The organism is Bradyrhizobium sp. GCM10028915 (assembly GCF_042666195.1).
In the GTDB taxonomy this organism is placed as follows: domain Bacteria; phylum Pseudomonadota; class Alphaproteobacteria; order Rhizobiales; family Xanthobacteraceae; genus Bradyrhizobium; species Bradyrhizobium canariense_D.
In genome coordinates this window covers 517,920-540,561 of sequence record NZ_JBHTFN010000044.1, presented here as the reverse complement: position 1 = coordinate 540,561, position 22,642 = coordinate 517,920, and the positions used below count along the sequence as shown (strand labels likewise).

The 22,642-nt window shown below is 60.7% G+C and carries 20 protein-coding genes and 1 pseudogene; 14 read left to right on the top strand and 7 right to left on the bottom strand.

Going from position 1 to position 22,642, the window contains the following annotated elements; genetic code table 11:
• Positions 1–178: 178 nt before the first annotated feature.
• Together ACFQX9_RS22715 and ACFQX9_RS22710 are read left to right on the top strand one after the other, a co-directional pair.
• Positions 179–1,273, top strand: a complete 1,095-nt coding sequence (locus ACFQX9_RS22715) for a hypothetical protein (protein WP_377790627.1) — start codon at positions 179–181, stop codon at positions 1,271–1,273.
• 63 nt (positions 1,274–1,336) lie between these two features.
• On the top strand, positions 1,337–2,338 hold the full coding sequence (locus ACFQX9_RS22710; protein WP_377790625.1) for a hypothetical protein: 1,002 nt from the start codon (positions 1,337–1,339) through the stop codon (positions 2,336–2,338).
• A gap of 29 nt (positions 2,339–2,367) precedes the next feature.
• Here the strand turns inward: ACFQX9_RS22710 and ACFQX9_RS22705 are convergent, their stop codons facing one another.
• On the bottom strand, positions 2,368–3,219 hold the full coding sequence (locus tag ACFQX9_RS22705) for a DUF3883 domain-containing protein (protein WP_377790623.1): 852 nt from the start codon (positions 3,217–3,219) through the stop codon (positions 2,368–2,370).
• A 254-nt stretch (positions 3,220–3,473) separates the two neighbouring features.
• On the opposite strand from ACFQX9_RS22705, the gene ACFQX9_RS22700 reads away from it, so the two are divergent.
• The 4 genes from ACFQX9_RS22700 (at position 3,474) to ACFQX9_RS22685 (ending at position 7,035) form a co-directional block, all read left to right on the top strand.
• Entirely contained in the window at positions 3,474–3,791 is a 318-nt protein-coding gene (locus ACFQX9_RS22700) for a hypothetical protein (RefSeq protein ID WP_377790621.1), read from the top strand.
• 42 nt (positions 3,792–3,833) lie between these two features.
• The gene (locus tag ACFQX9_RS22695) at positions 3,834–4,283 is read left to right on the top strand and encodes a hypothetical protein (protein ID WP_377790619.1); all 450 of its coding nucleotides are present in this window, start codon (positions 3,834–3,836) and stop codon (positions 4,281–4,283) included.
• A gap of 662 nt (positions 4,284–4,945) precedes the next feature.
• Positions 4,946–6,085: a patatin-like phospholipase family protein gene (locus ACFQX9_RS22690; protein WP_377790617.1), complete on the top strand. Its 1,140-nt coding sequence runs from the start codon at positions 4,946–4,948 to the stop codon at positions 6,083–6,085.
• Positions 6,082–7,035, top strand: a complete 954-nt coding sequence (locus ACFQX9_RS22685) for a hypothetical protein (RefSeq protein ID WP_377790616.1) — start codon at positions 6,082–6,084, stop codon at positions 7,033–7,035. Before ACFQX9_RS22690 ends, ACFQX9_RS22685 begins: the two co-directional genes overlap by 4 nt.
• Before the next feature lie 600 nt (positions 7,036–7,635).
• Here the strand turns inward: ACFQX9_RS22685 and ACFQX9_RS22680 are convergent.
• Positions 7,636–7,836 carry a hypothetical protein gene (locus ACFQX9_RS22680; RefSeq protein WP_377790614.1) on the bottom strand — a complete coding sequence of 67 codons (201 nt, stop codon included), beginning with the start codon at positions 7,834–7,836 and terminating at the stop codon, positions 7,636–7,638.
• Between the two features lie 141 nt (positions 7,837–7,977).
• Positions 7,978–8,319 (bottom strand): S16 family serine protease, encoded by a 342-nt coding sequence (locus ACFQX9_RS22675; RefSeq protein WP_377790612.1) that lies wholly within the window; start codon positions 8,317–8,319, stop codon positions 7,978–7,980.
• Between the two features lie 143 nt (positions 8,320–8,462).
• Between ACFQX9_RS22675 and ACFQX9_RS22670 the strand changes: the two genes are divergently transcribed.
• The 4 genes and pseudogenes from ACFQX9_RS22670 to ACFQX9_RS22655 form a co-directional block, all read left to right on the top strand.
• A complete protein-coding gene (locus ACFQX9_RS22670; protein ID WP_377791052.1) occupies positions 8,463–8,684 on the top strand; it encodes a WYL domain-containing protein in 222 nt (73 codons plus the stop codon).
• Positions 8,685–8,868: 184 nt separating this feature from the next.
• Positions 8,869–9,480, top strand: coding sequence for a DNA-3-methyladenine glycosylase (locus ACFQX9_RS22665; protein ID WP_377790610.1), 612 nt, complete (start codon positions 8,869–8,871; stop codon positions 9,478–9,480).
• Positions 9,432–10,529 (top strand): agmatine/peptidylarginine deiminase, encoded by a 1,098-nt coding sequence (locus tag ACFQX9_RS22660; protein ID WP_377790608.1) that lies wholly within the window; start codon positions 9,432–9,434, stop codon positions 10,527–10,529. Before ACFQX9_RS22665 ends, ACFQX9_RS22660 begins: the two co-directional genes overlap by 49 nt.
• 326 nt (positions 10,530–10,855) lie before the next feature.
• A pseudogene (locus ACFQX9_RS22655) lies at positions 10,856–11,048 on the top strand (transposase); the annotation flags it as partial.
• A 452-nt stretch (positions 11,049–11,500) separates the two neighbouring features.
• Here ACFQX9_RS22655 and ACFQX9_RS22650 read toward each other — a convergent pair.
• Positions 11,501–13,849 carry an EVE domain-containing protein gene (locus ACFQX9_RS22650; RefSeq protein WP_377790606.1) on the bottom strand — a complete coding sequence of 783 codons (2,349 nt, stop codon included), beginning with the start codon at positions 13,847–13,849 and terminating at the stop codon, positions 11,501–11,503.
• Positions 13,850–14,014: 165 nt separating this feature from the next.
• On the opposite strand from ACFQX9_RS22650, the gene ACFQX9_RS22645 reads away from it, so the two are divergent.
• Together ACFQX9_RS22645 and ACFQX9_RS22640 are read left to right on the top strand one after the other, a co-directional pair.
• On the top strand, positions 14,015–14,239 hold the full coding sequence (locus ACFQX9_RS22645) for a hypothetical protein (RefSeq protein WP_377790604.1): 225 nt from the start codon (positions 14,015–14,017) through the stop codon (positions 14,237–14,239).
• Positions 14,240–15,430: 1,191 nt separating this feature from the next.
• The gene (locus ACFQX9_RS22640) at positions 15,431–15,772 is read left to right on the top strand and encodes a hypothetical protein (protein ID WP_377790602.1); all 342 of its coding nucleotides are present in this window, start codon (positions 15,431–15,433) and stop codon (positions 15,770–15,772) included.
• A 542-nt stretch (positions 15,773–16,314) separates the two neighbouring features.
• On the opposite strand, the gene ACFQX9_RS22635 is transcribed toward ACFQX9_RS22640, so the two are convergent.
• From ACFQX9_RS22635 to ACFQX9_RS22625, 3 genes are read right to left on the bottom strand one after another with little or no spacing between them, the layout of a single operon-like run.
• Complete coding sequence (locus tag ACFQX9_RS22635) at positions 16,315–17,328, bottom strand: hypothetical protein (RefSeq protein WP_377790601.1); 1,014 nt, start codon at positions 17,326–17,328, stop codon at positions 16,315–16,317.
• Positions 17,307–18,323, bottom strand: a complete 1,017-nt coding sequence (locus ACFQX9_RS22630) for a hypothetical protein (protein ID WP_377790599.1) — start codon at positions 18,321–18,323, stop codon at positions 17,307–17,309. The genes ACFQX9_RS22635 and ACFQX9_RS22630 overlap by 22 nt, the downstream gene beginning before the upstream one ends.
• Positions 18,313–19,566 (bottom strand): MBL fold metallo-hydrolase, encoded by a 1,254-nt coding sequence (locus tag ACFQX9_RS22625; protein WP_377790597.1) that lies wholly within the window; start codon positions 19,564–19,566, stop codon positions 18,313–18,315. The genes ACFQX9_RS22630 and ACFQX9_RS22625 overlap by 11 nt, the downstream gene beginning before the upstream one ends.
• A gap of 149 nt (positions 19,567–19,715) precedes the next feature.
• Here ACFQX9_RS22625 and ACFQX9_RS22620 point away from each other — a divergent pair, with 149 nt between their 5' ends.
• Both ACFQX9_RS22620 and ACFQX9_RS22615 read left to right on the top strand, forming a co-directional pair.
• Positions 19,716–20,417, top strand: coding sequence for a metallophosphoesterase (locus tag ACFQX9_RS22620; RefSeq protein WP_377790595.1), 702 nt, complete (start codon positions 19,716–19,718; stop codon positions 20,415–20,417).
• Between the two features lie 1,073 nt (positions 20,418–21,490).
• Positions 21,491–22,504 carry a hypothetical protein gene (locus ACFQX9_RS22615; RefSeq protein WP_377790594.1) on the top strand — a complete coding sequence of 338 codons (1,014 nt, stop codon included), beginning with the start codon at positions 21,491–21,493 and terminating at the stop codon, positions 22,502–22,504.
• The last annotated feature ends 138 nt before the right edge of the window (positions 22,505–22,642 follow it).

Here is a 22,642-nt window from a genome sequence, read left to right as displayed (position 1 = left end):
CGGACCCTTCCGCGATGCCCTCGCGGCCTGCGTGGTCAACGCGTGAATTCGTAGGAGCATCCTGTTGCTGATGGATGCCGTTGTTGCTCTTTCCACGGGAAAATCGTGTGCCAAGCTTGACAGATATTCGGCGGCCTGAATCGATGCGCGCCTCGCCTCCACGACGGTGCAGACTTCAATGACCTACGTTATCGCGGCCCTCTCGACTATCACTGGTTTTGCGGCTTGGTTTCTCGTCAACATTTATGGAAAGCAAATCCTTGACCTGATCGAGAAGCGTCGATCTGCTTTGGAAACGGCGGAGAAAAAGGCTTTCGTGAGGCCGCGTTCCTTTGAAGAAGACGCCGAGATTGGTCGCGCAACGCGCGATGTTCTGCGCGAGGCTGGAGCGGCGTTGCGAAGCATCGCTCGGACACAAAACCCGGTTACTGCCCGCTATGTCAAATATCGAGGCTACGACTTGGAGGGGGCTGCCCGGCTGCTCTATGGGATCGCCAACTGCGTCTACGAAGACATGAGAGCGGATGCCCCAATCCGCCGCAACATGTTGGATTTGCTTCACGTCAAGTTGAAAGCTGCCTCGCATCTCTCAGTCGAGCGCGTGACGGAGCTGCTTCAGATGGAGCGGCAAGAGCTGGATCGCATCAAGGCTGCGGACATCGAAACGCAGCAGGCTGCCGCCGTTCTCGTTGCTCATACCTCCAGCGATATTGCGTCCGAGAGAGCGCCGACTATCCCGAAGCCCTTGACTCGGTTGAAATTGCGTCTGGGCGACCCCGAGCTTGAGCCGCGTGACAAGTCATTGTTGACGTTAAACGTCATCGTGCAGAACACGGCCGATGTCCCTCTGCGTGACTGCAGGGTCTTCGTTCAAAAGATCGAATTCTATGACGAAAGAGTTGGTGCACTGCGGCCCATTCCGCACTCCAAGAACTCGCTCCCCCTCGGTTGGGCGCACGTCGAGTTTGCCGAACGCGTTAAATTTGGGCCGGAGCTACTGACCCCCGGGGAGCATACCGTCGAATTTCTCTCTGCCAGGCTGAACGACAGGTTGGGCAACGGCGATATGAATGCGCCTCCGTTTTTCGTCATTCTGCCACGGGTCCGGATTCAGGACCGAGCGCGGCAATTTTGGGAGCGAGGCAGGTATAGGTTCACTATCGTTGCTTCCTCAACGGATACTGTTGCCTCCGATCTGCTGGTGGTAGATGTCCACTGGAGCGGGCTTCCCAAAGATGTCGTGGCTCGCGTGGTACCTCCCGACGAAGCTTGAACGTCACTGTATCTCACCCCGCCTTCCCGAGGGTAACGGCGGGTCGTAGTAGGAATTCAATCGATGGACACTTCCGAGCTCCTTGGTAGTCCTGCAGCAGTGCTGCCTCGAGACCGAGATGACCAAGATTTCGAGCGTTATATGGCTTCCGTATTCGATGAATACCTTCGAGGTGTGTCTTCACTAGATTCTAGCCGCCGGTTAGACGTCCAGATTTTGGCAGCACGGGACGACATCGAGCGCTTGAACGATCTTATTTTGAAGGCGTTGGGGGAATATCTGGCGGGTAGTCCAGCGGCAGCTTACGGCCACCTCGTGGCAGCGGTGGAGTTCGTGTATCTCAGATTGAGCAGTCTGCAATCCATCCCGGTTGATCCTGACAGCGTCGGACCGCTCTATCGATTGGCTCGCACTGACGACGCGCTCCCCGGCAAAGAGCGGCTGTTTCATACTCCCTTCGGGCTCCGGCACAAGGTCGGGCAACATCGATACGGTATCCCCGGATTTCCGTGCCTCTATCTCGGCGGGTCCCTGGAGCTTTGCGCCAGCGAATGCCGGGTTTCTGGCGAAGATCTGCCAAAGGCTGCTGTTGCCGCGTTTGCGTTCCGGCGGGCGGCAAGGTTTCTAGATTTTGGTTATCGGCCGTCTGTCATGGCTCACTACGCGCGAGCTGCAACCCTTGGCAACAACCCTGGGCTGGACAAGTTGGTCGTGAGTTATGCGGTGTGCTGGCCGTTGTTAGCGGCCTGTTCTATCAAACGGATGCATGACGGAGAACCGTTTGCGCATGAGTACATCATTCCCCAAATGGTCCTTCAGTGGGTCATGAGTAAGGAGGAATGCGACGGGGTTAGATTCTTTTCGACTAGGTTCGAGTCGGCAGAGTCACCAATCAAAAAGGTGGTGAATTACGTTTTTCCCGCTACTCACGACATCGACTTAGGACATTCTTTTAGCCGCAGGCTGCGCGATCTGTTTGAGTTTACCGACCCAGTCTTGTGGGGTACGAGACCACCGGAAAATGTCGAAGCCGCCCTGGTTCAAATGACGAAAAGCAGCCTGTAGGTTGCGGTTGCCCTGCAGCTGCGGCCGTCTTACCGCGGCGTTGCCATGAAGGTCGCGGGCGCCAGTCGGAGCCGGGACTCCAACGGCGGCGCGATCTCGAACATCTTCAGCTGATTACGGAAGTGGAAGACCCGCCGAACCCGGTAGATGCCACCTTGCTCCGCGGCGACGTCGCATTCCCGCCTGGTCATCCAGAACGGGGTACGCTCGTTGCCGCAGGTGGTCTTGATCTCGAGCAGCCGAGGCTCGCCGCTATCGGCGTCGAACGAATGCACGTCGTAGCCGTAGCCGTCGCCGTCGAGGTCGGAGACCCACCGGACATCCTTGGCCAGGTTGGGCCTGCCGGCTTGTTCCAGCCGGCGGCGCTCGAAGCCCACCACGAACTCCTCGCCGGCGCGCCCCAGGTCGCGATTGCGGGCGTCTCGCGCTGCAGGGTCGAATTTTCCGACCAGGCGACGGATGGCCGCCGGGCGGTGCTCAGGATCGCTGTTCAGGAAGGCTGGCGGCGCCACCAGGATGTCGCTCTCATCCCGTACTCGCAGCGGGCCGGCGCCAATCGTGAATAGCTCCGGATGGCGCAGCAGCTGCTGCTCGACCACTGCGACCAGGGCGTCCTGGTAGTGCGGTAGCGGCTTGTAGCCCTGTATCCACGGCACCCCGATCTCGTCGAGGACGGCGGAGACGTTCTGTAGCTTCCGTTCGATCGATCCCGGTTTGCGGCCGATCGCGGCGATCACGCCCCGCCGGTACTCTGACTTGTTGTATTCGCGCCCGGCCTTCTCCTCCGCCAGCATCAGGAAATAGCTGCCGACCAGCACGGCGACCTCATCCGCCGTCCAGTCGGTGCCCTCCTTGCTCGGATCGATGCCGTCGACGGTCACGCAAGCGTCCCCTGCCCGAAGGAATCGTACCAGGCGGGGCCGGAAGCGCAACCAAGGGACCAAGACGCTCTCCACCGGGGAAATGACGGCCGGCATTGACAGGGAATCCAAGGCCTGAATCGATAGGTGCAGGCTTATCGAGGTCAGTCCGGAGAAACGCCGTGAACGGTAGCGCACCGAATATTTTCCAGCCGATAGTCGACGCGGCCGCGTCGGGCTGCTCCAAGATCATCTTGTCGCTTTTGCTCGGCACGATGGTCTTCGTCGTCGTGACATTTGTTTTCAGGCTTGCCCTGCGCGGACGGCCATCGACCAAGACGTACCGGGAATTCAGCGATCTTTTCGCCCGCGGGGCGATGGGATTGTCGATGCTGTTCTTCCTCTATCTCGGCTTCGTCGTCGTCGAGCCCCCTCGCGCAGGCGTCCCGTCCGTTGTGGTCGGTCCATTCCTCTGGTTGTGCATCATGATTGCCGCTGTTCTTGGCGGGATCATCTTGCTGCTTGTCTTCTCGGGGGCGGGGAAGCCGCCGCCGAGGGCCGAGGAATCGAAGCGACGGCGGAGAGCAGCGTAAAGGCGTTTTGGGCAACGGCCCGTTGTTAGGAAAGGATCTCCCATGTTCGGCTGGCTGACAGGGCGAAAGAAAACCTACGCCGACACCGAAATGTCGGAAGACACCTGCTATTGGCGGATACTGGGATTTGTCGGAGACAAGGCGACGTCTAACGAAGCCAGGGACGATTTTTTGGTCCGCTTACGATCGGTGATCAATACCTTCAAAGAAGGCATCCACCTCGATCAGTATTCTTTTTCCGAAATACTCTCGAGACTCAACATCCAGCAAGCCGCAGCTTTGGGAGCAAAGCAACAAGCAGTCGCCGTTCACGTTTGGAACCAGCGTTCGGCTAAAACGGCGTTGATGGCTGACTGTATCATGCTGACTGCCATCCTTCTTCTGCATAAAGGAAAGAGCTCCACCCTGCCCCCAGACAGGATCGCTCTTATTAAGCAGATGGTCATGGCGGCAGATCCGCCCCGACCTACTGATTATGATGATGACCTGTAAGCCGGATCGGAGCGCAATCGCGGAAAGTCGTTCTCCATCGGTTAAGATGGCCGCCCGGCGCCCGAGCCGAGTCCTGCTACTGAGTTCGTAATCTGAAAAAGGTAGCTGGCGCCTTATGTTCGGCTTCAGGGCGCCGGCCCAAGGGCCGTTTATCGAGGCGGCAGACTCTTCAGTGGGTTGGCGGCTCTCTAGAGGGCCCTTTATGCTCGTCGCCGCATCCACCCCAATAAATCGCGCGGTGCACCCCAATTCGGGGTAACGCGCGATACAACCAAAAGGCAGCATAGTGAGCTCGGGCTTGTGCCGGAGATGCGATGACTGCGGAAGTACCGCCGGGCGCAGTTGATTGTGCCGACTGACTGTGGGGTCGGTGCGGCGACGAGTGCGGCCACGGGGAAAACGTGCCCCCTGAATAAATGTCACTAGGCGCCGTCGGCGCCTAGTGAACGCGGAACGTTCGCGGCGGGCCTCGGCTTCGCCGCGAAGTTGCGGATCGAACGAAACGTGAATCGGCTTAGGACGTACGGTGACGAGCGTTGTGGCGGAGAAGCGCTGGTGGCGTGGACCTAGTGGGCATACCTGTGAGCGACCAAGCGACTGCAACTCCTGCAGACGAGGCCGACTCGAAAACCGCCCCGCGGGCGGCATCCCATCGCATCGGCTTGGCGCTTTCCGGCGGCGGCATCCGCGCCGCAGTCTTCCATCTCGGCGTTCTGCGGCGCCTTGCCGACGAGGGCCTGCTAGAGAGCGTCTCGGCCATTTCGACCGTGTCTGGGGGTAGCCTCATCACGGCGGCGGTCATGTCCCAGTGCGGCATGAGATGGCCGACATCTGGCGAATATCTGGGCTCGGTGTATCCCGAGCTCCGACGTCGAATCACCGCCGCCGACCTTTTCAGCCTCAAGTCGCTCGGATGGTCTGGCCTGGCTGAGTTCAAGTTCGCGCTCATCCAAAGCCGAGCCGGGATTTTGGCGACCATGCTCGAGCGGGTGTGGGGCGTCTCGGGATGCCTCGCCGATCTTCCAGACGTGCCGGAATGGCTGATTAACGCGACCTGTATCGATACGGGCAAGAACTGGCGCTTCTCGAAGCGTGAGATGGGTGACTGGACGTTCGGGCGACATTATGCCCCTGACGTGCGAATTTCTGTCGCTGCCGCTGCATCGGCGGCGGTGCCGTACGCGATCGGCGCGATGCCTCTGGCACTACCTGCGACGGGCTGGTGGGAGACCGACCCGGCTACTCGCCGGCAGACCCGGCCCAAGCCGCCGCCGAAGACGCGGGTGCGACTCTGGGACGGTGGCGCCTACGACAACATGGGGCTCGAAGCGCTGACCAAACCAGGACGCGGTCTGCGTTCCTGCAACTTTCTGATCTGCAGCGACGCCTCCGGTCCATTGCGAACGTGCGGCGAATCTTCTGTCGCGGCGCTTTTGCGCGGTAGTCTGTCGGGCCCGCGGTTGTTTGATGTCGCTGGCGACCAGATCCGTGCACTGCGCAGCCGGATCCTCATCGCGGACATCGCCGCTGGGACTGTGGAAGGCGTCCTCTTGCGCATGGGTAACTCGGTTCGCGCCGTCGACGTCAAGAGCGGAGCGGCTCGGCCGGTGTCCTTTTACGAGGCCTTCCAGACCGATGAGCAGGCCGAACTCGCGTTGCGGCATCCAACGGACCTCAAGGCGCCCTCAGAGGCGCAGTTTGACATGCTCGCGCGCCATGGATTCGAGATCGCCGACGCCACGCTGACGACGTACGTGCCGGCGCGTTTTCCGCAATCGTCGGCTTGGGGGATTCTCACATGAGAAATATCCGCACGCGGTTTCGCGCCTATTATCTCGGCACTTCCGGTTCGTCGTTCTCCTACTTCGCGGACGGGCGCTTCACGATGATCGAAGGCCGTCTCACCGAGGACAGCCGGCCGCAGGTAGAGATTGAAATGGAGCGCTGCGGTGTCGACGCCGCGGACAGCCTTCACATCACCAGCTGGGATGCCGACCACTGCAACAAGTATGAATTACCGGCGTTGCTGAACCTCATTCAGCCGCGGCGCATCGAATGTCCGGGCTATAATCCGGTTAAGGATTCCGGCCATGGCGAGGAGTGTCTGGAGATCATCGACGAATATCGCACCAGACGGCGCAATACAGGCTTTGTTCCGGCGATCGAACACATCACACCCATGTTCATCGGAGGGCTCAAGCCCGCGGCGGCCCTGGCGTTCAACAACACCTTCTACAATCCCTATCACATCGTTGAGAACGCCAATGACAACTCAACCGTGAAGCTTTTCCGTGGCGGCTGCTTCAACGTCCTCAGCCTCGGCGATGTCGAGGACGCGAAAATCGGAGCCCGGCTCCGCAGGTGTCGGATTCTCACTAGCGAAACCGATGTCATGATCCTCGCGCACCATGGCGCGGACAACGGCTTTACCACGAAGAATTTCGTGAGACACATAGGTCCAAGTGTGGCGATCTGCTCGTCGAATTTCGACAATCAATACGATCATCCCCGTCAAGAAATCCGCGACCTGCTGCACGAAGAGGGCATCCGGCTGATGACGACCAAGACCGGCGACGTGATCATCCGGTCAATCGACGGTCATACCGGCGTCTATGAGGCCATCAACTTGAAAGCTAAGTCTACGGAGGTCTCGTCGGTCGCCACTTTCGTATCGAAGAAGGTGCACATCCTAGACACCAACGCGGACGCGCTGCGCCAGAGATACGCTGCGCGTCGCCGTTATCCGCGGTAGCAGATAGCCTCTTTCAGACTGCTTGGAGGACGGATAACGAGGGCCTACCGGTTTTTATCGACGACAACCTCCACTATCAGGACGAATCCGAGCGCGTGGAGCACGGCGTCTTCGCGTCGTCGGAGGAAGCGGTCGCCGCCTGCAAATCGATCGTGGATGCCTACCTGGACGACGCCTTTAAGGCGGGGATGACGGCCGATGCCCTCTTTGAGAGCTACAAGGCATTCGGGGAGGATCCCTTCATCGCCCACGACGGCCCGGGCGGCGCGCCCGTAAGTTCTCGGCTTGGGACCACGCCCGGCAGCGTTGCGCGGAGATCACGGGGCGCTGACCCGACGCCCAAGCTCAGCGCCGGGATTTCGGCTTGCCGGGCTTGGCCTTCGGTAATCGCTTCTTGGACGCCCCCGCCTCGCCTCTCCGGATCAGCGTGGCCGGATTCACGTTCCTCCTTGAAGGCCCGAAAGGCAGCTTCTTCCGCCGGCGAGAGCGGCGGTCTGGCCGCGCTATCGTTGGGTAGCCTCCGCGTGGAGCCCTTGCTAAACCAAGTAGGATTCCGCGCACCTATCTCCGTGCCGCCGCCCAAGAAGTGCCCTTTTCGACTCATTCGCTTCCTTGCCCCATTTCCGCCGACGACAGACCCCTTAATCGATTGCCCAGAGCCTGGAAGGCCGCCGTCTTGGGATCTCCGAAGAAGATCGGGTCGACGTGCTCGACCACGTCACCGGTGACTTCCAGGAAGCTCCGCTTGTTCTCGATCGGGATCAAGGCCCGCTTGGCCCCGTTGTCCATGGCGAGCTGCAACGGCTCCGCCAGCGACCGCAAGCCCTTGATGTTGCCTTGGATCTCCCACGACCAGCATCGCCTGCCACGGCGGAGCTTTCTTGAGTGCGGAGAACGCCGCCATGAAGGAGCCGAGCCCAACTTCGCCTTCGACCCGGTTGTTCATGAGGTCGATGACCTCCACGTGGAGGTCGGACACGTCGGCTCGCGGGCGATGGAAAGGTCCCCCTTCTTAGCGAGCAGGTAGCTGAACGCCCGGTTGATCGATTCCTTCGTGACACCGTTGACGCCGCCGGCCGTCTTCAGCTTTCCGGATCCGGACGAAACCGAGACTTCGATACGGTACATCCCGACGGTGCCGTCCGGGGCCACGGCCGCGGTGTAGACGCTGCCCGGCGGCAGGGGGTCGGCCGAAATCATGTTGCGACCGCCCTGCTCCGGAACACCGACGAACCGTTCTTCACCGGTGCCGTTCAGGGTGGAAAGCGCAGCCGTCCTGGCCATCTAGTCCTCCCAACCTGTCCGGCTCAAAGAGCCCACTCTTAGGGGGCAATATTCACGACGAATAATAGTCAGTTCACGCGAAGCCTGCGGTTCAGCGACCTCAGGTCCTTTCGAGCGCAGCGAAGGACGGCTTCCGCGAAGCTCTGTTCGCCGCCGACCACGCACGGACCTTCGTTTTCCATCCAGCTCAGGTTTTGGAAGACCAGCCTGACGGCTCCCTGATCGTGCGCTTCAAGGCCGCTGGTCACCTCGAGATGTGTTGGCACCTCTACGCATGGGGGGACCAGGTCGAGGTCCTAGCTCCGATGTCGCTCAGGAGAATGGTTCATCCCTATCGGCGCTCAGACTTTGCTGCGCTCCCTTGAATCGACCGCATGAACCAAAACGTGGACCAAATAGACTTGCGCGCTGCAGGCGCCCCCGAATATAAATCGATTATAACACATTGAATTATATAGATTATTTGACTTTTGATCGGGGCCACTGCAGGTTTCTTTCATGGCTCGCGCATGTCGCACCGGCCTTTTTATTGAAGGAAAGGGATTTTGGATGATCGGATACTTCGGAAAGCAATACGTCCCCATCGAGCCCGACTTCTTCGCTCCGCCCTCCTGGATGGTGGCCCCGCGCCTGATCGGTTGCGTGCTCTGCATGGACTACCGTGGCGCCAGCATCGCCATGGCGCTGTCCGCCACGGAGGCCTACGACCAGTGCGAGGGCGCCTTTCATGGCGTCGACACGCAGTTCCTCGCCGATGGCCACGCCTACATCCATTTCTACCCCCGCTGCGGGATGTGGGCGATGGACTTCGTCTGCGCCCCCAGGGGCCATGGCAGCTCCGTGCTGATCGCAGGCGGTATCCCGGTCGCAGGACTTGAGACCATGCGGGAACGCCGCAAGCCCCATTGTCGCGCCATCCACGACCGCGCCAGAGGCTACGAGAAGCTGATCGCCGATGGCCCCTGCAACTTCGGAGAGGCCTGCGACATCCAGCCCGCCTTGAACGGGGCCTGGCTGTTCGACAAGCCCTTCCGCATCTACCGCCCGGTCGAGCCGATCGTCGACATCCTCCCCGATACGCGCGTCAACGTCAGCAAGGACGCCCACCTGCCGTGGCGCTGGACCTGGCGCAACCCGTCCGTGCTGGCGACGGACGCCTGATGCAGGAAGTTCGCAGCCAGACCGTCCGCATCCCGGCCGACTTCGAACCGCACGCCCGCACCGTCATGGCCTTCGCGGTCAACCGCGAATGGGGCGGCGACCGCGAGCGGGTCGAGCGCGAACTCGAGACCGTGATCAGGACGATCGCCGAGGACGAGCCGGTGCTGCTGCTGACGCCGCCCGACCGCGTCGGGCCGGCGCGCGCCCGCGGCTTTCCCGCGAACGTCGAGGTCGTGCCGGCGCCGGTGGACGATGTCTGGATGCGCGATATCGCGCCGGTCTTCGCCCACGCGGCCGACGGCGGCATCGTGGCCGTCGACCTCAACTTCAACGGCTGGGACAATTCCTGGCGGCGTCCGTCGCGGCCCGGCGACCGGCTGGCGCGCATCTTCGATTTCGGCGTGCCGGTGCTCTCCGTTCCCTTCGTCGGCGAGGGCGGCGCTTTCCTCACCGACGGCAGGGGCCTCGCGATCGCGACCCGAAGCTGCCTGCTCGCGCGCAATCGGCATCTCGCGGAGGCCGACCTCACGGCCGCCTTCGGCTCCATCGGCATGCGCACGACAATCTGGCTCCACGGCGACCGCGACGAGCCGATCACCTCGGGGCACCCGGACGGCTGGATCGCCTTCGCTCCCGATGGCACCCTCCTGGTCGAGCCCATTGCCCGCGGCCGTGGCCGACGCCGGCGCGAACGCGACATCGCCGTCCTGCAGCGCATGGTCGCGAACGGAAGCATCTCTGCGCTCCGCCGATGCGCCCCGCCGGACGCCGACACTCTCGCCGGCGAGCCCGTCGCCTTCGCCGCCACCTATCTCAACTTCTTCGTCACCCGCCGCTCGCTGATCACCGCCGGCTTAGGCGCAGCGGACGACGCCGCTTGTCGCGACCTCGCCGCGCTGTTTCCCGGCCGCGAGATCAGGATGCTCCGCATCAACGCCGTCCTGCGCGGCGGCGGCGGCATCCGCTGCCTGACCCAGCCGGTCCCGGCTCCGAGTCGCCGAGATGGCCCCAAAGGTCTGGCTCGGCCGGTAGAACTCGGCTCACCTTAAACTCAGGCCCATGACAAACCTGTCGATCGACCTCAGTAGATGGTCAGCGGGAACATGCTTCTCGAGTGAGAACTCATAGAACAACGCAGCCTGTTCGAATTGCCAAGCCCCATCATGACCTCATGACCTTCAGTCCTGCCAACTGGACAGACTGAATCACGGATATCTCTGCGCCGCAACAGCCGCCCTTTTTCAACGGAATCGGCCCTTTAGCGACCTGGGGAGATGTCAGCTTTCTTCATCCGGATCATCGACTCGGGGTCGATCGAAGGCCGCCCAATGCTGCTGTAGAAAGGCGCCAGGTCTCGCCTGATCTCGTCAAGGTCGTGGCGCGCCAGATCGCAAGGTCGTGGGAAGGCCGCACTTCGCGTCGGCTCCGCAAAAAGATCGAGATGCTGCTCGCACACCTTAAGCGCATTCTCAAGGTCGACCGCTTACGCGTACGAGGCCCAAACGGCGCGCGCGACGTTCACCCTCGCGGCCACCGCCCAGGACCTTCGCAAGATGGCCAAGCGCTCCGATCCAACCTTTGAGGCCTGCATAGAGGCCAGCAAAGCCGTTCGGACGCATCGCCGCTGCCCCCAATACATCGGATTACTGCCGCCGTTTTCAATGGATTCGGCCAAAAGCCGAACCGGCAAGAAACTAGCAAGCAACCGTGAGTGAATGAATTTCTGCTAGGCTCATAAAGCTGTCCGTCAGCCACTAGTTCGTGTGCCGGATGTGCAAAATATGATACCCTTGGAATCCACAAGCGCGAGGTTCCCAGTCGGTGGAAGGAACTTCCTCTCAATCGTCCAATGATTGATTTCGTAGTAGCTATCGTACGAATTTTCCTTTTGAGAAGGAATATTCAAAATAAATGCGAAGATTGGATTTTTGATCAGGATTTTGAATCGCTCGAACAATGGTCTTTGCCTGTTCGATCCCACCCCACAGCGGTGATGGCAGTTCACGGAAGTGCTTGGGATCTAACTCACCGCTTGAAGTGCTGCCGCTTGGAGTTCGGCATCTAACGCTGGTGCGGGGACAGGCTTGCCGCCAATGACAAGGCGCGGAATCTTCAGCGGCTTGCCGAGCATCTCAAGATCGAATGCGTGGTCGGTGATTGTAACTGCCACGCCACCATAGTGCAGTTGCCGATGATGGTTGGCGCACACGGTCATGACGTTTGACGCCGAGAGCGATCCGATCTGCTTTGTTGAGACCGGCATGACATGGTGCGCCTCGACATAGGGCTCGCCATTCTTCTTGAGGAATCCGATTGGATCGTTGCCGAGCGCCTCGCAGACCTGACACTTGAAGCCATTTGCCTTCTTTACGATGCGTCCCACGGGCCCGCGTTCGATGGACTTGCTCACCCGCAGTTTCACCTCCGGGCTTGCGTTGAGATATTTCGCTTCCAACGCGGCCAATGCATCCGCGTCGGCACTGTCCTCCGGGGATGACGGGAGATCGTCGAGGTCCTCGCCGAGCAACTCCATCACGGCGTGGAAATCACGCGCCGTGATCGGAAACGATGACGACTGGAATCCGTTGAGTAGCAGCCGCGACAAATCCGGACGCTCCGCTTTTAGACGTTCAATGGTCAGTGGGTTCTCGCCGTAGGTCTTCAGGTATCGAATGTTGACCGTCGGCCAACCCGGCGCGCGTTCCGCGCCCGCAGCCCAGAACTCACTCGACGCGCCCGTGCCGTCGAATGCCGCGCTCTCGACTTCACATAGCGCGTAGATGCCGGAGTCCAACGGCGGCTTGCCGCCGCGCTCCACCGCGTTGCGCTGATCGACGCCAACTCGGACGATCCCGAGCTGCCCAGGCGCGAAGCGCGCGCGGTCCGAGGGGCGGATTCCCCAGGTGTCGCGTTCAACGCCCGTCTCCAGGAAGCGATCAATGGCCCATTTCTTCGGATTGCAGACGAACACCCAATATAGCGCGTCGCCATTGGCTTCGGTGAAATTCGCCGGGCTTTCCGAGCCGTCAACGCCAGCGCGGATTCCCGCGACGGCGGCAGCGAGCGCTGCCGGATCGTTGGCGAACTCGTTCCAGACCGTTTCCTCTTCCTTGTTGCCCCGCGTCAAGCCGACCTTGCTATCCGCCGCCGCGTACTCCGGATCGAAGCGCCGGAAATTCATCATCATCATGTAGACGCCGTTCGCGTTCCGGAACGTTTTGGCTTCGGTGACTTCTAGCCCGTGCGCCACGCGCCCAAGGAATGCCGACAGCTCCGCGACTTCCTCGCTGTCCTTGCCAGGTGGCGCTTCCCGAAACCGCAGATACAGGTCAAGCGCTAAGATCAGCTCGTCGCGCGACCACGCGGGATTGCGCTTCCCCACGGGATCGATCTCGGTATCCGCATCTTCGCCGGAATCGGCATCTTGGCTCTGCGCATGAAGGCCGAATGCCCAGGCCTGGACCTGCGCCTCATTCGTGCTCAGATCTTTCTTCCAAGACAGATGCGCCTGTCCCGGCAAGCCCTGCGACTGTCGCAACACCGCCTCGAAGTCACGCTCGGTCCAGCGATGCGTACGGGCCGCTTTCTGCATTTCCTCGACTGGAAACGCCCATGTGCGATCTTGTTGGCTCCAAGCCATAGCGAACGGCTCGGACGCGGCGAGCCCCAGCGGAGGCAGCCCTTCCAGATAGCACGCGAAATCAGTCCGCGACTGAATGTTGCCGAACACCCGGCCAAACTGGTGCATGTCGCCCAACCCGAGCACGGCGGCGGCTTCGGCGTTACTATGCGGCGGCAGGAGGCCCGCATGCTCTTCCGCGCGAGCCTGTAGCCATTCGAGAAGCTGCTCGGTCCGCCTCTGCACAGGCGTGATGGCGCGCGCGGGCGGCTTGTCGGTCTCGTTGGGAAGGCCCAGGGTTCGTCGCGCGTACCACTGCGCGCGTGGCGAGAATTCTTCAGCGTGATCAACGATGATTTGTTCGTAAGACAGCTCCGCGAGATCGGCCTCGGCGAGGGTCTGAAATCCCTGCGTCGGCTTGAGCTTCGCAACCGCCGCTTCCGCCGCGTCGATGAGGCCTCGGTTCTTTAGCTGAATGAACGTGCGTGTGGCGGCCTTGCCTTCGTGTTTCATGACGCCGACGTACTCGCTGACGGCTTGGACAATCTTCTCTTCCGCAGGAGAGAGGTCGGTCAGCTCAATGCCGGTGCGCTGCGCGATGAGCGCGCGGCCCAACTCAGCCGAGCGCGACTTGATCGCCTGACGCAGGTCAGCATCCAAGGCGTGGCGCTGTTCGGCGTTCTTCTCGAACTGCGCCAAATCCCCGAACGTCGAGATGTTGCGGATAATACGTGCGAGGCGCTCGTCCAAGGCATTGCCCTTGCTTGTTGAAGGGCCCCATCATGCCGGAAACCCAATGGCTTGTAATCAAAAACCGCTTGCGCGCGTGGCTTCACCATCGGGCTCTACTCGCTTAACGCTCCCCGAGCCAGCCGATTGCCGCCAAGAGGCGGAACGTCTGTCTCGGCTCTCCGTGTGACGATCCTCACGCTATATGCGTTGAGCCCCACGCCGGGGGCAGCCGATCGCGATTTGGCGCACCTGATCGAGATGAAGGGCGCGATGGCATCGGCGCAGACGCTGCTCATCCTGATGCGCCGGCGCGTGCCGGACGAAGACCGGCTCCACGCCGTGACCGCTGCGATGCTATACGATTTCGGCTCATTCAAGCAGTTCGACTTCATCGCCTTCACGGAATGAGGCGACGATGTTATGCGCGGTGTGAATGATGAACGTGGTGCCGTACTTATCGATGCTTCTTTCACGCGCCAAGTTCCCAGCATCTGATCTTGTAGCGAAGGCAGCGACTATCTAACGTCCCTAACGTACCCTGTACGGAAGGCCGTTATTCTCACTCTGAGGCATCTGCTTTTGCCCCCTGTTCGATCCCAGCAGTTTCATTTCGGCTTTCTCCTCGACCTGAGATATACAGGCGGACTGTCATCCGGGGCGACCTTGCGCTTCTGGACGTTCTGCGATGCTTTCAGTGCAGCCCTGATGCGGCTCTCCGGCAGACGGTCAATGAGATCGATCCGGCGAAGGAGCTTGGCGGCGCGAGCCACCTCGGACCATCGAAGCTCCTTGGTCCAAGTCTTTGTCTGTGATCGCTTCACATCATCCTCCTAATGATGATGCCTACCGTGATAGTCGTGCGGCTTGTGATAACGACGATGCTTCGTCGAGTGATGCTTGTGCCGATGATGGTTGCTGTGCCGGGTCTGATGGCTGTGCTTGAAGCTGTGGTGATAGTGATGGTTGGTCGCCCCGGCTTAAGTTTCCCGTACTATGATGATCGAATTATCGCTCAGCTGTCCCCACGAGAACCTTGCTTGAGATGAAGCGCGCCACTTCGCCGGGGGGGTAATGGCCCTTGGGAAGGCTCCACGACGGGCATAGGCGGCATTTTAGCGCCGCGCGCGCTATGGTGCTACGCCAGATCACGTCCGGCGGCACCGGCTGGGATTCTCCCATAGGGCGACCGCGCGCTCGCGTGCCTCAACGCCGGCCTCGTTCCGACGGGCGGCGTCTACCCGAACCATGTGACCGGCGAGAATCGTATGGACGACCACCGTTCTACGCACTTGCATCTGCCGACGAATGCCCCACACTTTATTACGTCTTGGCTTGACCGCCTTGTTTCGACGGACCCGCAATGCTTAAAAGAAAGCAGATTCGTCCCACGGACAGACCCACCCATCAAACCTCTATGCTCGATAAATCGCTGGTTTCCACGACTTTCAGGGATTGAAGAATGCCTCCTTTTTCGGAACCGCCCCGCTCTCATGGACATAGGAATCGCCGAGGTGCCGCCCTTTCGTCTTGCTCGACGAGTCATCATTTAGATTGCCCCGTTAGCTTCCACGCGCGTCCTTTAGAGGAGAATGAATTTGAATGACTAAGATTCCGAATGACTCGACGGTTGCATCGGTATGGCCTCATCTAGCTGAGCAACGGATTTACGTCGCAGGCGTGCGCCACAAGATGCTCACATGTCAAAAGCAGCACGGCAATGCCCACGTCCGCATAGGCATAACGGGATCAGGACAGCAGCCGTGCTATCGCGTGTTCTACCTGACCCCATCGGGGACGGAAGTGATCTATGGCTCCTATTGGGACACACACGATGCATTTGAAAACCCCGATGCCGTGACCAACAACTGGAGCACTGCGTCCATGGATTTTGATAGCGTCGATACGTTTCTCAGAGAGAAAGTTGCTCTAAAGAAAGCTTAATCGCCGCAGCGTGTCAGGAATCACGTGACCCAAAGCTGGGGGCGGCCTTTCGACATCCCGATCAACCTGCCGAACGGCAGAAGCTGGTGACCCTGCTGGATGCCGGGGAATACATCTCGGGGCTGCCAAAGTAGGCTCAGAAGCGGCCAGAATGGCAGGCGGCGGCCGAGGCCCTGTTGCTGGTGATCGGGCGCGGTATTCGCCCACATCGGCATTATGCGAGCCATGAACGCGGGCGAGCCCACGATGGGTCGATACGGCCAGAAAGCGCGCGAGCAATTATAGCGACCGCCCCATCTTTGTCTGGTGGAGAAACCGCGAGTCCGGATCACCCCCTGGGATTGGCGATTGACGATTCGACCCGAGGATTGTTCACGCCACGTTACCGGGCGAGACCAGGATCTCGCTCGGCGAAAATGCCGCCCAGCTTGCGCGTAATCAAGCTCGCGAGTTTAGGACGAAGTCGCACCAGAGACCACGTTGGAATTTTTCCGCTGTAAGCGGCTGCAATCTACAATCAATCAGCGGCAGTAAGCGTGATGTCAACCGAAGTCCTCCAGCAACTGTCGGGTTTTCCGCGTCGGCTCCCTGAAACTCACAAGCCTCACATCAAGTTCAAAACGCGACATTGTCGTCAGAGCTCGCCGGATGGCGGAGTCAATCCACTCGTCCTCGTTGCCAAAGGCCCCCCCGCCAAGACGGGTGAGCAAGACCACGTTCGACATGCGCAGCTGCTTGTTCATGACGGCCGCCAGCAAGGTGGCCTCATAGGCCGCCTCCAGAACGAGCGATGCGAAGGGCTTCCAGTGGACCGACGGAACATCGCTGTAAGCCACCGGAAGCGCCGAGCAAAACACCTGCGACACCCGTGGTCGCTGCGTGCCCTCGGCGTCCGTGACCTCCACGCCGCTGTGCACACCGACGCGCAGCCTGGCCCGCAGCCTATCGAGTTGGTCCGGCGTCAGCCCCTCCAGGTGCCTTGCAATGGCGTCAAGTCCGGCGCGGGTGCTCAGGGCGTAGCCATTGGTCATCTGCCACAACGCCTCGGCCGGCCGCTTCAGATCCGCAGCGAGCGCGTCACCAATGTCGGCCAGTCCGTCGAGCTGGCGCGTTGCCGTCTGTCCAAAACTGTCGCCAACCGGAGCGAAGTAATTCCTGTAGATCGTCGCCGCCCCGGCCGCGATGGCGCACGCCGGACCCTGGGTCGGGTCACCCTGATAGCGGGTAACCCCGTCCTCGGGAGTCACCCCGGGGCCGGTCATCTCCAGCAGGTTGAATTGGGAGGCGACCTGGAACAGGGCACCGGCGTTCTCGGGCAGGCGATGCATTCCTCGCACGTCGCCGCTGACGGCCGACAATTTCAGCCGACCTCCCACGGCACCGAGGGACATCACCCGCTCGCGCAACGACTGTAGCGACATCAGCTCGAGCTCGCCGATGCCATAGCTCTTCCCGTTGACCAGGGAGTGAAGCTCACGTCCCTCCACCTTGAGCCTGGCGCGCGTGTCGGCGTAGGTGCCCTCGCGGAAACCCGTCAGGCGTTCGAACCAGTCCATTTCTTCATCTCGCTCAATACGTCGTCCGCCAACCGGAAGTCCCCGGGCTTGCCCTTGGCAACGGTCCTTACTCCTGCCTCTTTCAGCTGCTGCCGCTTGCTCTTGATCTTTCCGTCCTTCTCATCCTGGCCAAAATCGTAGATCAGGAGATAGACGCGAGGGTGGATATTCAGCTCCACCTTCCCCTCTGCAACCTGCCTGACGAGATCATCGACCGGCCGGCCCGGGATTTGGCTGCTGATCTCCACCAGATTCCTGCAGACCCTGACGTAGCCCTCGATCAGGCCTTCCTGGGTTTCCTCGGCCTGAATGAATTGCTCATACTTCCTGACTTGAGCGATCACAGCGCTCAAACGCTCCGGAGGAGTAAGGCTTTTCACTCCCTTGGGAAGCTTTTCCAGGCCCCACAATTCGGGATTATCAGCGCATTTCGCTTCGCAGAAGACCAGCTCGGCCTTGCCCGGCTTCCCCGGCACCAGGACGGCGATGTCCATCCGCGGCGCGGACAGATCGCCGTTCTCTCCGGCCTTCGTGAAGGCGATCTCGAGATCAACGACCTTGGGCTCTTTCCTAGCGATCTTGTGCACGCCGCTCTTCTCGGGCCCGGCAAATCGCGCAGCCGTCTTGATCAGCTGCGGCAGGGTGAGCTTGGACTCATACTCGGTATTGATGATGTCTTCGGGCTCGAGATCAAACTTCGTTCCATTGAACGACACATACGGATCTCTCGTCTCGAGCGCCGGCTTCACCAGGTACTTGTAATGGATAGCAAGGCGGGGCTCGCTGCCGCTGCTGCCTTTGCCAAAGCCAATCTTGAAGACGCTCTGACCTTTGACGTAGGCATTCAAGTATCCGTTCCGGACCGCCAGCAACAGGTCCTTGCTCTCCAGAACCTCTCTCCACCAATAGTCAGTCGGGCTCGCCGCAAGCTTTTTCAAACCTTCGATTTGCGAGCCCGAAAGTCCGCGCTTGAGGAAGTTCAGTTCAGACGTCAATCCATTCGCCATCGTTTGCCAATTCCACGTTGCCGAAGAGATCCGGAAACCGTAGCCGTTCAAATGTATGGATGGGGATCAGGCGCTTCGCCGCAACGGCGGCGGCAAGGCGCTTCAGGTCGGTCGGGCCGGCGTGTCCCGAGGTGTGTATCGTTTCGAACGGGATGCCGCGGCGTTCGCAGTCGGCCTTCAAGGCCGCTCCGGACTGGCCCTCGACCAAGTAGCCATCCCATTGCGACCAGAACACCCGCGCTCCCTTGAGCGCGCCCGCCCGATCGAGATCGGACATCATCCAGCCCCGAAACAGCATGACCGAACGCGGCGCAGTTTCGGCGAGCTGCCCGGGCCAGATTCGAAAGCCGCGATACCCATCGACCAGGGGCGCAATCCCCTTGGCCTTCAACTGAACGCGCTGCCATTGCGGGATGTAGACCGCGAGATTCGACCAGCCCGGCGCGGGCTGGGGGATGCTGTCGCGTCCCGTGGCCTTCAGCACCTCGGCGGCATAGGCATCGATGAGAAGGCTGCGGCTGGTTCGCTTCGCCGCGCGATAGACCGTGACCACCCGGTCGATGTTCTGGGCCGAGCAGGCGACCAAAGCGAGGCCCTCGGTCTCCTGGAAGCGCGTGACGAAAATCTCCTCGAGGTTCTCCTCCGACGGAAACGTCGCGTTGTCGGCCAGGCGGCCGAGGCTCGATCCTTCCATCAGCATGAGGTCGATGTCGCGGGGCGGATCGCTGATCAGCGCGTCGAACAGCTTGTGCTTGCGGCCGTGGGCGCGCAGATCGCCGGAATAGAACAGGCGCTTGCCGCCGGAGGCGATTTCCATGGCATAGGCATCAAAACCCGAATGGTCGACGAGACGGGGCGTGATGGTGAAGGGGCCAAGCTGTAGCGGCTTGCGATGTTCGAGGTGATGACTTGCCCTCAAAGCCACGGCATCGGGAACGAAATCCGCGGCCGCACGGATGATGCTCTCGGTCGCCTGTCCCATGATGAGCGGGACCGCGGCGTTAACCTTCGGCACCAGCCCCCAATGGTCGCGATGACCGTGCGACAGCACGATGCCGAGCAGGCTGGCGCTGGGGACGGAGAGCCCATCGACGTCGGGCAGAGGCGTGGAAGCGAGGTCCTTCGCGTTCAACGGCAGGCCGAGATCGAGCAGGATCCGGACCCCCTCGCTCTCCAGCTCGATACATGTGCCGCCAATCTCTCGCGTGCCCCGATGGATCCGCAATCTCACTACGCGACTTCGCCCCCGCTCATTTCACTTTTCTTATATTCAATCGAGGCCCCGAGAAATTTACACGTTATGGAATATTTTTGAAAAATATTTTCATGGCGAAGCCCCCCACCCGATGTCAACTAGATGCGTTGCAATGGCCGGTCAATATGGACGAACGCACAACCTTCGCGATCGGAGACATCCACGGATGTTTCGACGAGCTCAGGGCTCTGCTCGACATCTGCCGAAGCAGCGCGGGCGACGCCGCGCACGATTTCGTCTTCCTGGGCGACTATATCGATCGCGGGCCCGCCTCCGATCGCGTGATTGCCTGTCTGATGGAGGAGCAGACCAACGCCCCCGCGCGATTCCGCTGCCTCATGGGCAATCACGACCACATGCTGTGCCGCGCCGCGGACCCGGGCCGCTCCGATGCCGATCTCGTTCAATGGTGGGCAAACGGTGGCGAGCAGACACTGGAGGCCTACGGCATCGAGGACCCCGCCGATCTTCCGGCGGAGCACCTCGCATGGATACGGGCGCTGCCGCTTCATATCAGCGATGAGCACCGTTTCTTCGTTCATGCCGGCGTCAGACCCGGCATTCCCCTGGACGCCCAATCCGGGGATGACATGATGTGGATACGCGAGCCGTTCCTGTCCTCAAAGCTCTGGCATGGCGCTCTCGTGGTGCACGGCCATACGCCCATGACGACGCGCGCTCCCGACGTTCGCGCCAATCGCGTCAATCTCGACACCGGCGCCTGCTTTGGCGGACCGCTCACGGCCGCGGCGTTCGGTGCGGGGCAGCCGGGGCCGTTGTTCTTCGTCAACAGCGACCGTTTGAGGTTTGAACTGCGACCCGCCTAGATGCGGACTATCTCGGCTGGATCTTAGCAAATGTGAGGTTGCAACGCAGACCGGGCGTCCTTCCACCCTCCTCGCTCTTAGCCTTCTCATCTCTGACCAGCTCCCGCCGGATGCGGGACTCCATACTACGCTGGCCGCGACACACTCAGCGGTGCCATTTTGACAGTGCAAGCACTTAGCAGGTTCCGCTCGACTTTTGCGACGCGATCATCGCCGTCGCCGACCGGCTTGCCGCTCAACGCCAGCTTTCGGGTGAGGAAATCCGTAGGATCGTTGCGGCATGCGATTGGTGTGGCCTCGGAAGTTTGCCATGAGATAACTTTACGGTGCCGATCCACGGCATCGCGTGATGTTGCTTGTGCCAGATAGTCACCAAGTCTCGTCGCAGGGCGGCATGGTCACAGTCCGCCCCTCGATCCCGTCTGCGGCGCTCCGTGCAAGTCGCTTTTTCATATCGGCAGGTCAGGGCGAATGGTTGCCAGCCTTCTCCACCGCCCAAGCACATCATGCGCATGCAAATCGCCCGTCATGCCGATCGCGACGCGAGGCGACAGACGTGGACGATCCGAGCTCGTGCCGTCATCGCGAGGATGTACGATAAACTTAGACGATATGAGACCGCTTGGACTTGGGCCACCTATCTTGGCGCCGTGCGGCCCGCGTCTGACCTGCCCCTTACCGTCAGCGAGACCCAGATGTTCACACCGGAGCAATCTACCCCGATTTCCGATGTGACCTGGCACCGGCTTCTTCGCCGGCGCTTCCTTCGCCTGCTTCTTGCCTTGAATCGGCATCAGCATTTCCTTCTAGCCCGCCGCCGTCTTGCGCGGCTTCTTGGCGGGCTTTGCTGCCCTCGCCCGTGCAGACTGAGTGCCGAAGGAGTTCAATTTCGAAGCCGAAACACACTCGGCGGCCCGTTTTCAGTTTCAGCTTCCCGGAACCGCTTGTGCCGTACCGTCTATTGCAGCTATTGGAGGAATTGTTATTGGAATTGCGGGGCGCAATTGGTCGAAATCAGTTTGAGAGCCAGCCAGTATTTGTGCGAGTCCTGCACACTGGAGCAAGGCAAACCAATGACGGCTTTGGTTCGCATGATGCCAACTTCTGTTGTCCTGTTCGACAAGCTCGTCGGGGACGAGTGGTGGGGCTGTCCGCGATGCTTCGAGCCAAAATTCCCGGTTAAGCCACGCAAGAAGGCTACAAAGAATGACGAGGCTAAGGCCCTACCGCCGGAGCAAACGTTCGAGCAGAAGATCGAGAAACCCATAACCGAGTCGACTGACACCGATCAGGGCAACGTCGTTCGCCTGATGCGCCAGAGATCCGGAGGTCGCATCGAGCAGTACGGTCTGCAAGACTGGTGGCAGAAGGATTTCGACGAACTGGAGCGAGAATACATCCGAGATATTCATCGCTACCACGATGGTCGCGAACGCGACGATGCGGATACGATGGCCCGCCATGTCATTCTCGATAGCGGATTTGCGGACGCGGTTCCTTATGACGAACAGACGTCGACGATCGACGGCGGGGACGTCCCGCAAAGGCTTCTCGGCGAAAGCGCGGCGGACTTTCTGTTCCAGAAGGCGCAAAGCATCTGGTCTGCGAAAGGCGAAAGCGGATACGGCGTAGATCTTGCGCTCCGGTTCTTGGAAAAGGCGGCGACGCTGCTCGAGGCGGGCAACCTTGCCCAGCGTTTCGTTCTGGGTGGTTTCAAAGTCGAGTGCCTCCGGAGGATTTTGAAGGACGACCAAAGCCATGCCGTTAGATTCGAAGCGGCATGCCGTGATCTCATTCAGTTCACAAAAGATAAGGACATGAAGAAGCATTTCCGCGGCCGGGCGGCCAGGTCGGCGGGCATGTTCCTGGCCAGCCCCCCGAGTGCCAACGCCGTTGTCCATCCCGGATACTTGCGTCTCGCGCGCCACCTCGAGGACGCGGGTCGTCTCGAGGAAGCGGTCGAGCTCTATGAGGAAGCCGCGTCCGGTGGTTGGGCCGGCGCGAAATGGGACTTCAACATCTCCCGCCTTCGCAAGAAGCTGGGCGCAGTGAAGTTGCCATTCCCCACCAAAGACCACAATTTCTAATCTTCCAAAGATCCATAGCAGATGATTCGCGTCGGTCGTTAGGAACGGGAATTAGTCAAGCGAATGGACGCAGGTAGCCGCGGCGATGGGCCTTCGGGACAGCCCCCAGCTTCGCGCATGGAGCGGCGAGCGAACAGG

Excerpts from the sequence above, each read along its gene's own strand:
- ACFQX9_RS22715 (WP_377790627.1), top strand. The coding sequence starts at position 179 with ATGACCTACGTTATCGCGGCCCTCTCGACTATCACTGGTTTTGCGGCT.
- ACFQX9_RS22710 (WP_377790625.1), top strand. The coding sequence starts at position 1,337 with ATGGACACTTCCGAGCTCCTTGGTAGTCCTGCAGCAGTGCTGCCTCGA.
- ACFQX9_RS22700 (WP_377790621.1), top strand. The coding sequence starts at position 3,474 with ATGGTCTTCGTCGTCGTGACATTTGTTTTCAGGCTTGCCCTGCGCGGA.
- ACFQX9_RS22695 (WP_377790619.1), top strand. The coding sequence starts at position 3,834 with ATGTTCGGCTGGCTGACAGGGCGAAAGAAAACCTACGCCGACACCGAA.
- ACFQX9_RS22685 (WP_377790616.1), top strand. The coding sequence starts at position 6,082 with ATGAGAAATATCCGCACGCGGTTTCGCGCCTATTATCTCGGCACTTCC.
- ACFQX9_RS22675 (WP_377790612.1), bottom strand. The coding sequence starts at position 8,319 with ATGGCCAGGACGGCTGCGCTTTCCACCCTGAACGGCACCGGTGAAGAA.
- ACFQX9_RS22665 (WP_377790610.1), top strand. The coding sequence starts at position 8,869 with ATGATCGGATACTTCGGAAAGCAATACGTCCCCATCGAGCCCGACTTC.
- ACFQX9_RS22640 (WP_377790602.1), top strand. The coding sequence starts at position 15,431 with ATGACTAAGATTCCGAATGACTCGACGGTTGCATCGGTATGGCCTCAT.
- ACFQX9_RS22635 (WP_377790601.1), bottom strand. The coding sequence starts at position 17,328 with ATGGACTGGTTCGAACGCCTGACGGGTTTCCGCGAGGGCACCTACGCC.
- ACFQX9_RS22620 (WP_377790595.1), top strand. The coding sequence starts at position 19,716 with ATGGACGAACGCACAACCTTCGCGATCGGAGACATCCACGGATGTTTC.
- ACFQX9_RS22615 (WP_377790594.1), top strand. The coding sequence starts at position 21,491 with ATGACGGCTTTGGTTCGCATGATGCCAACTTCTGTTGTCCTGTTCGAC.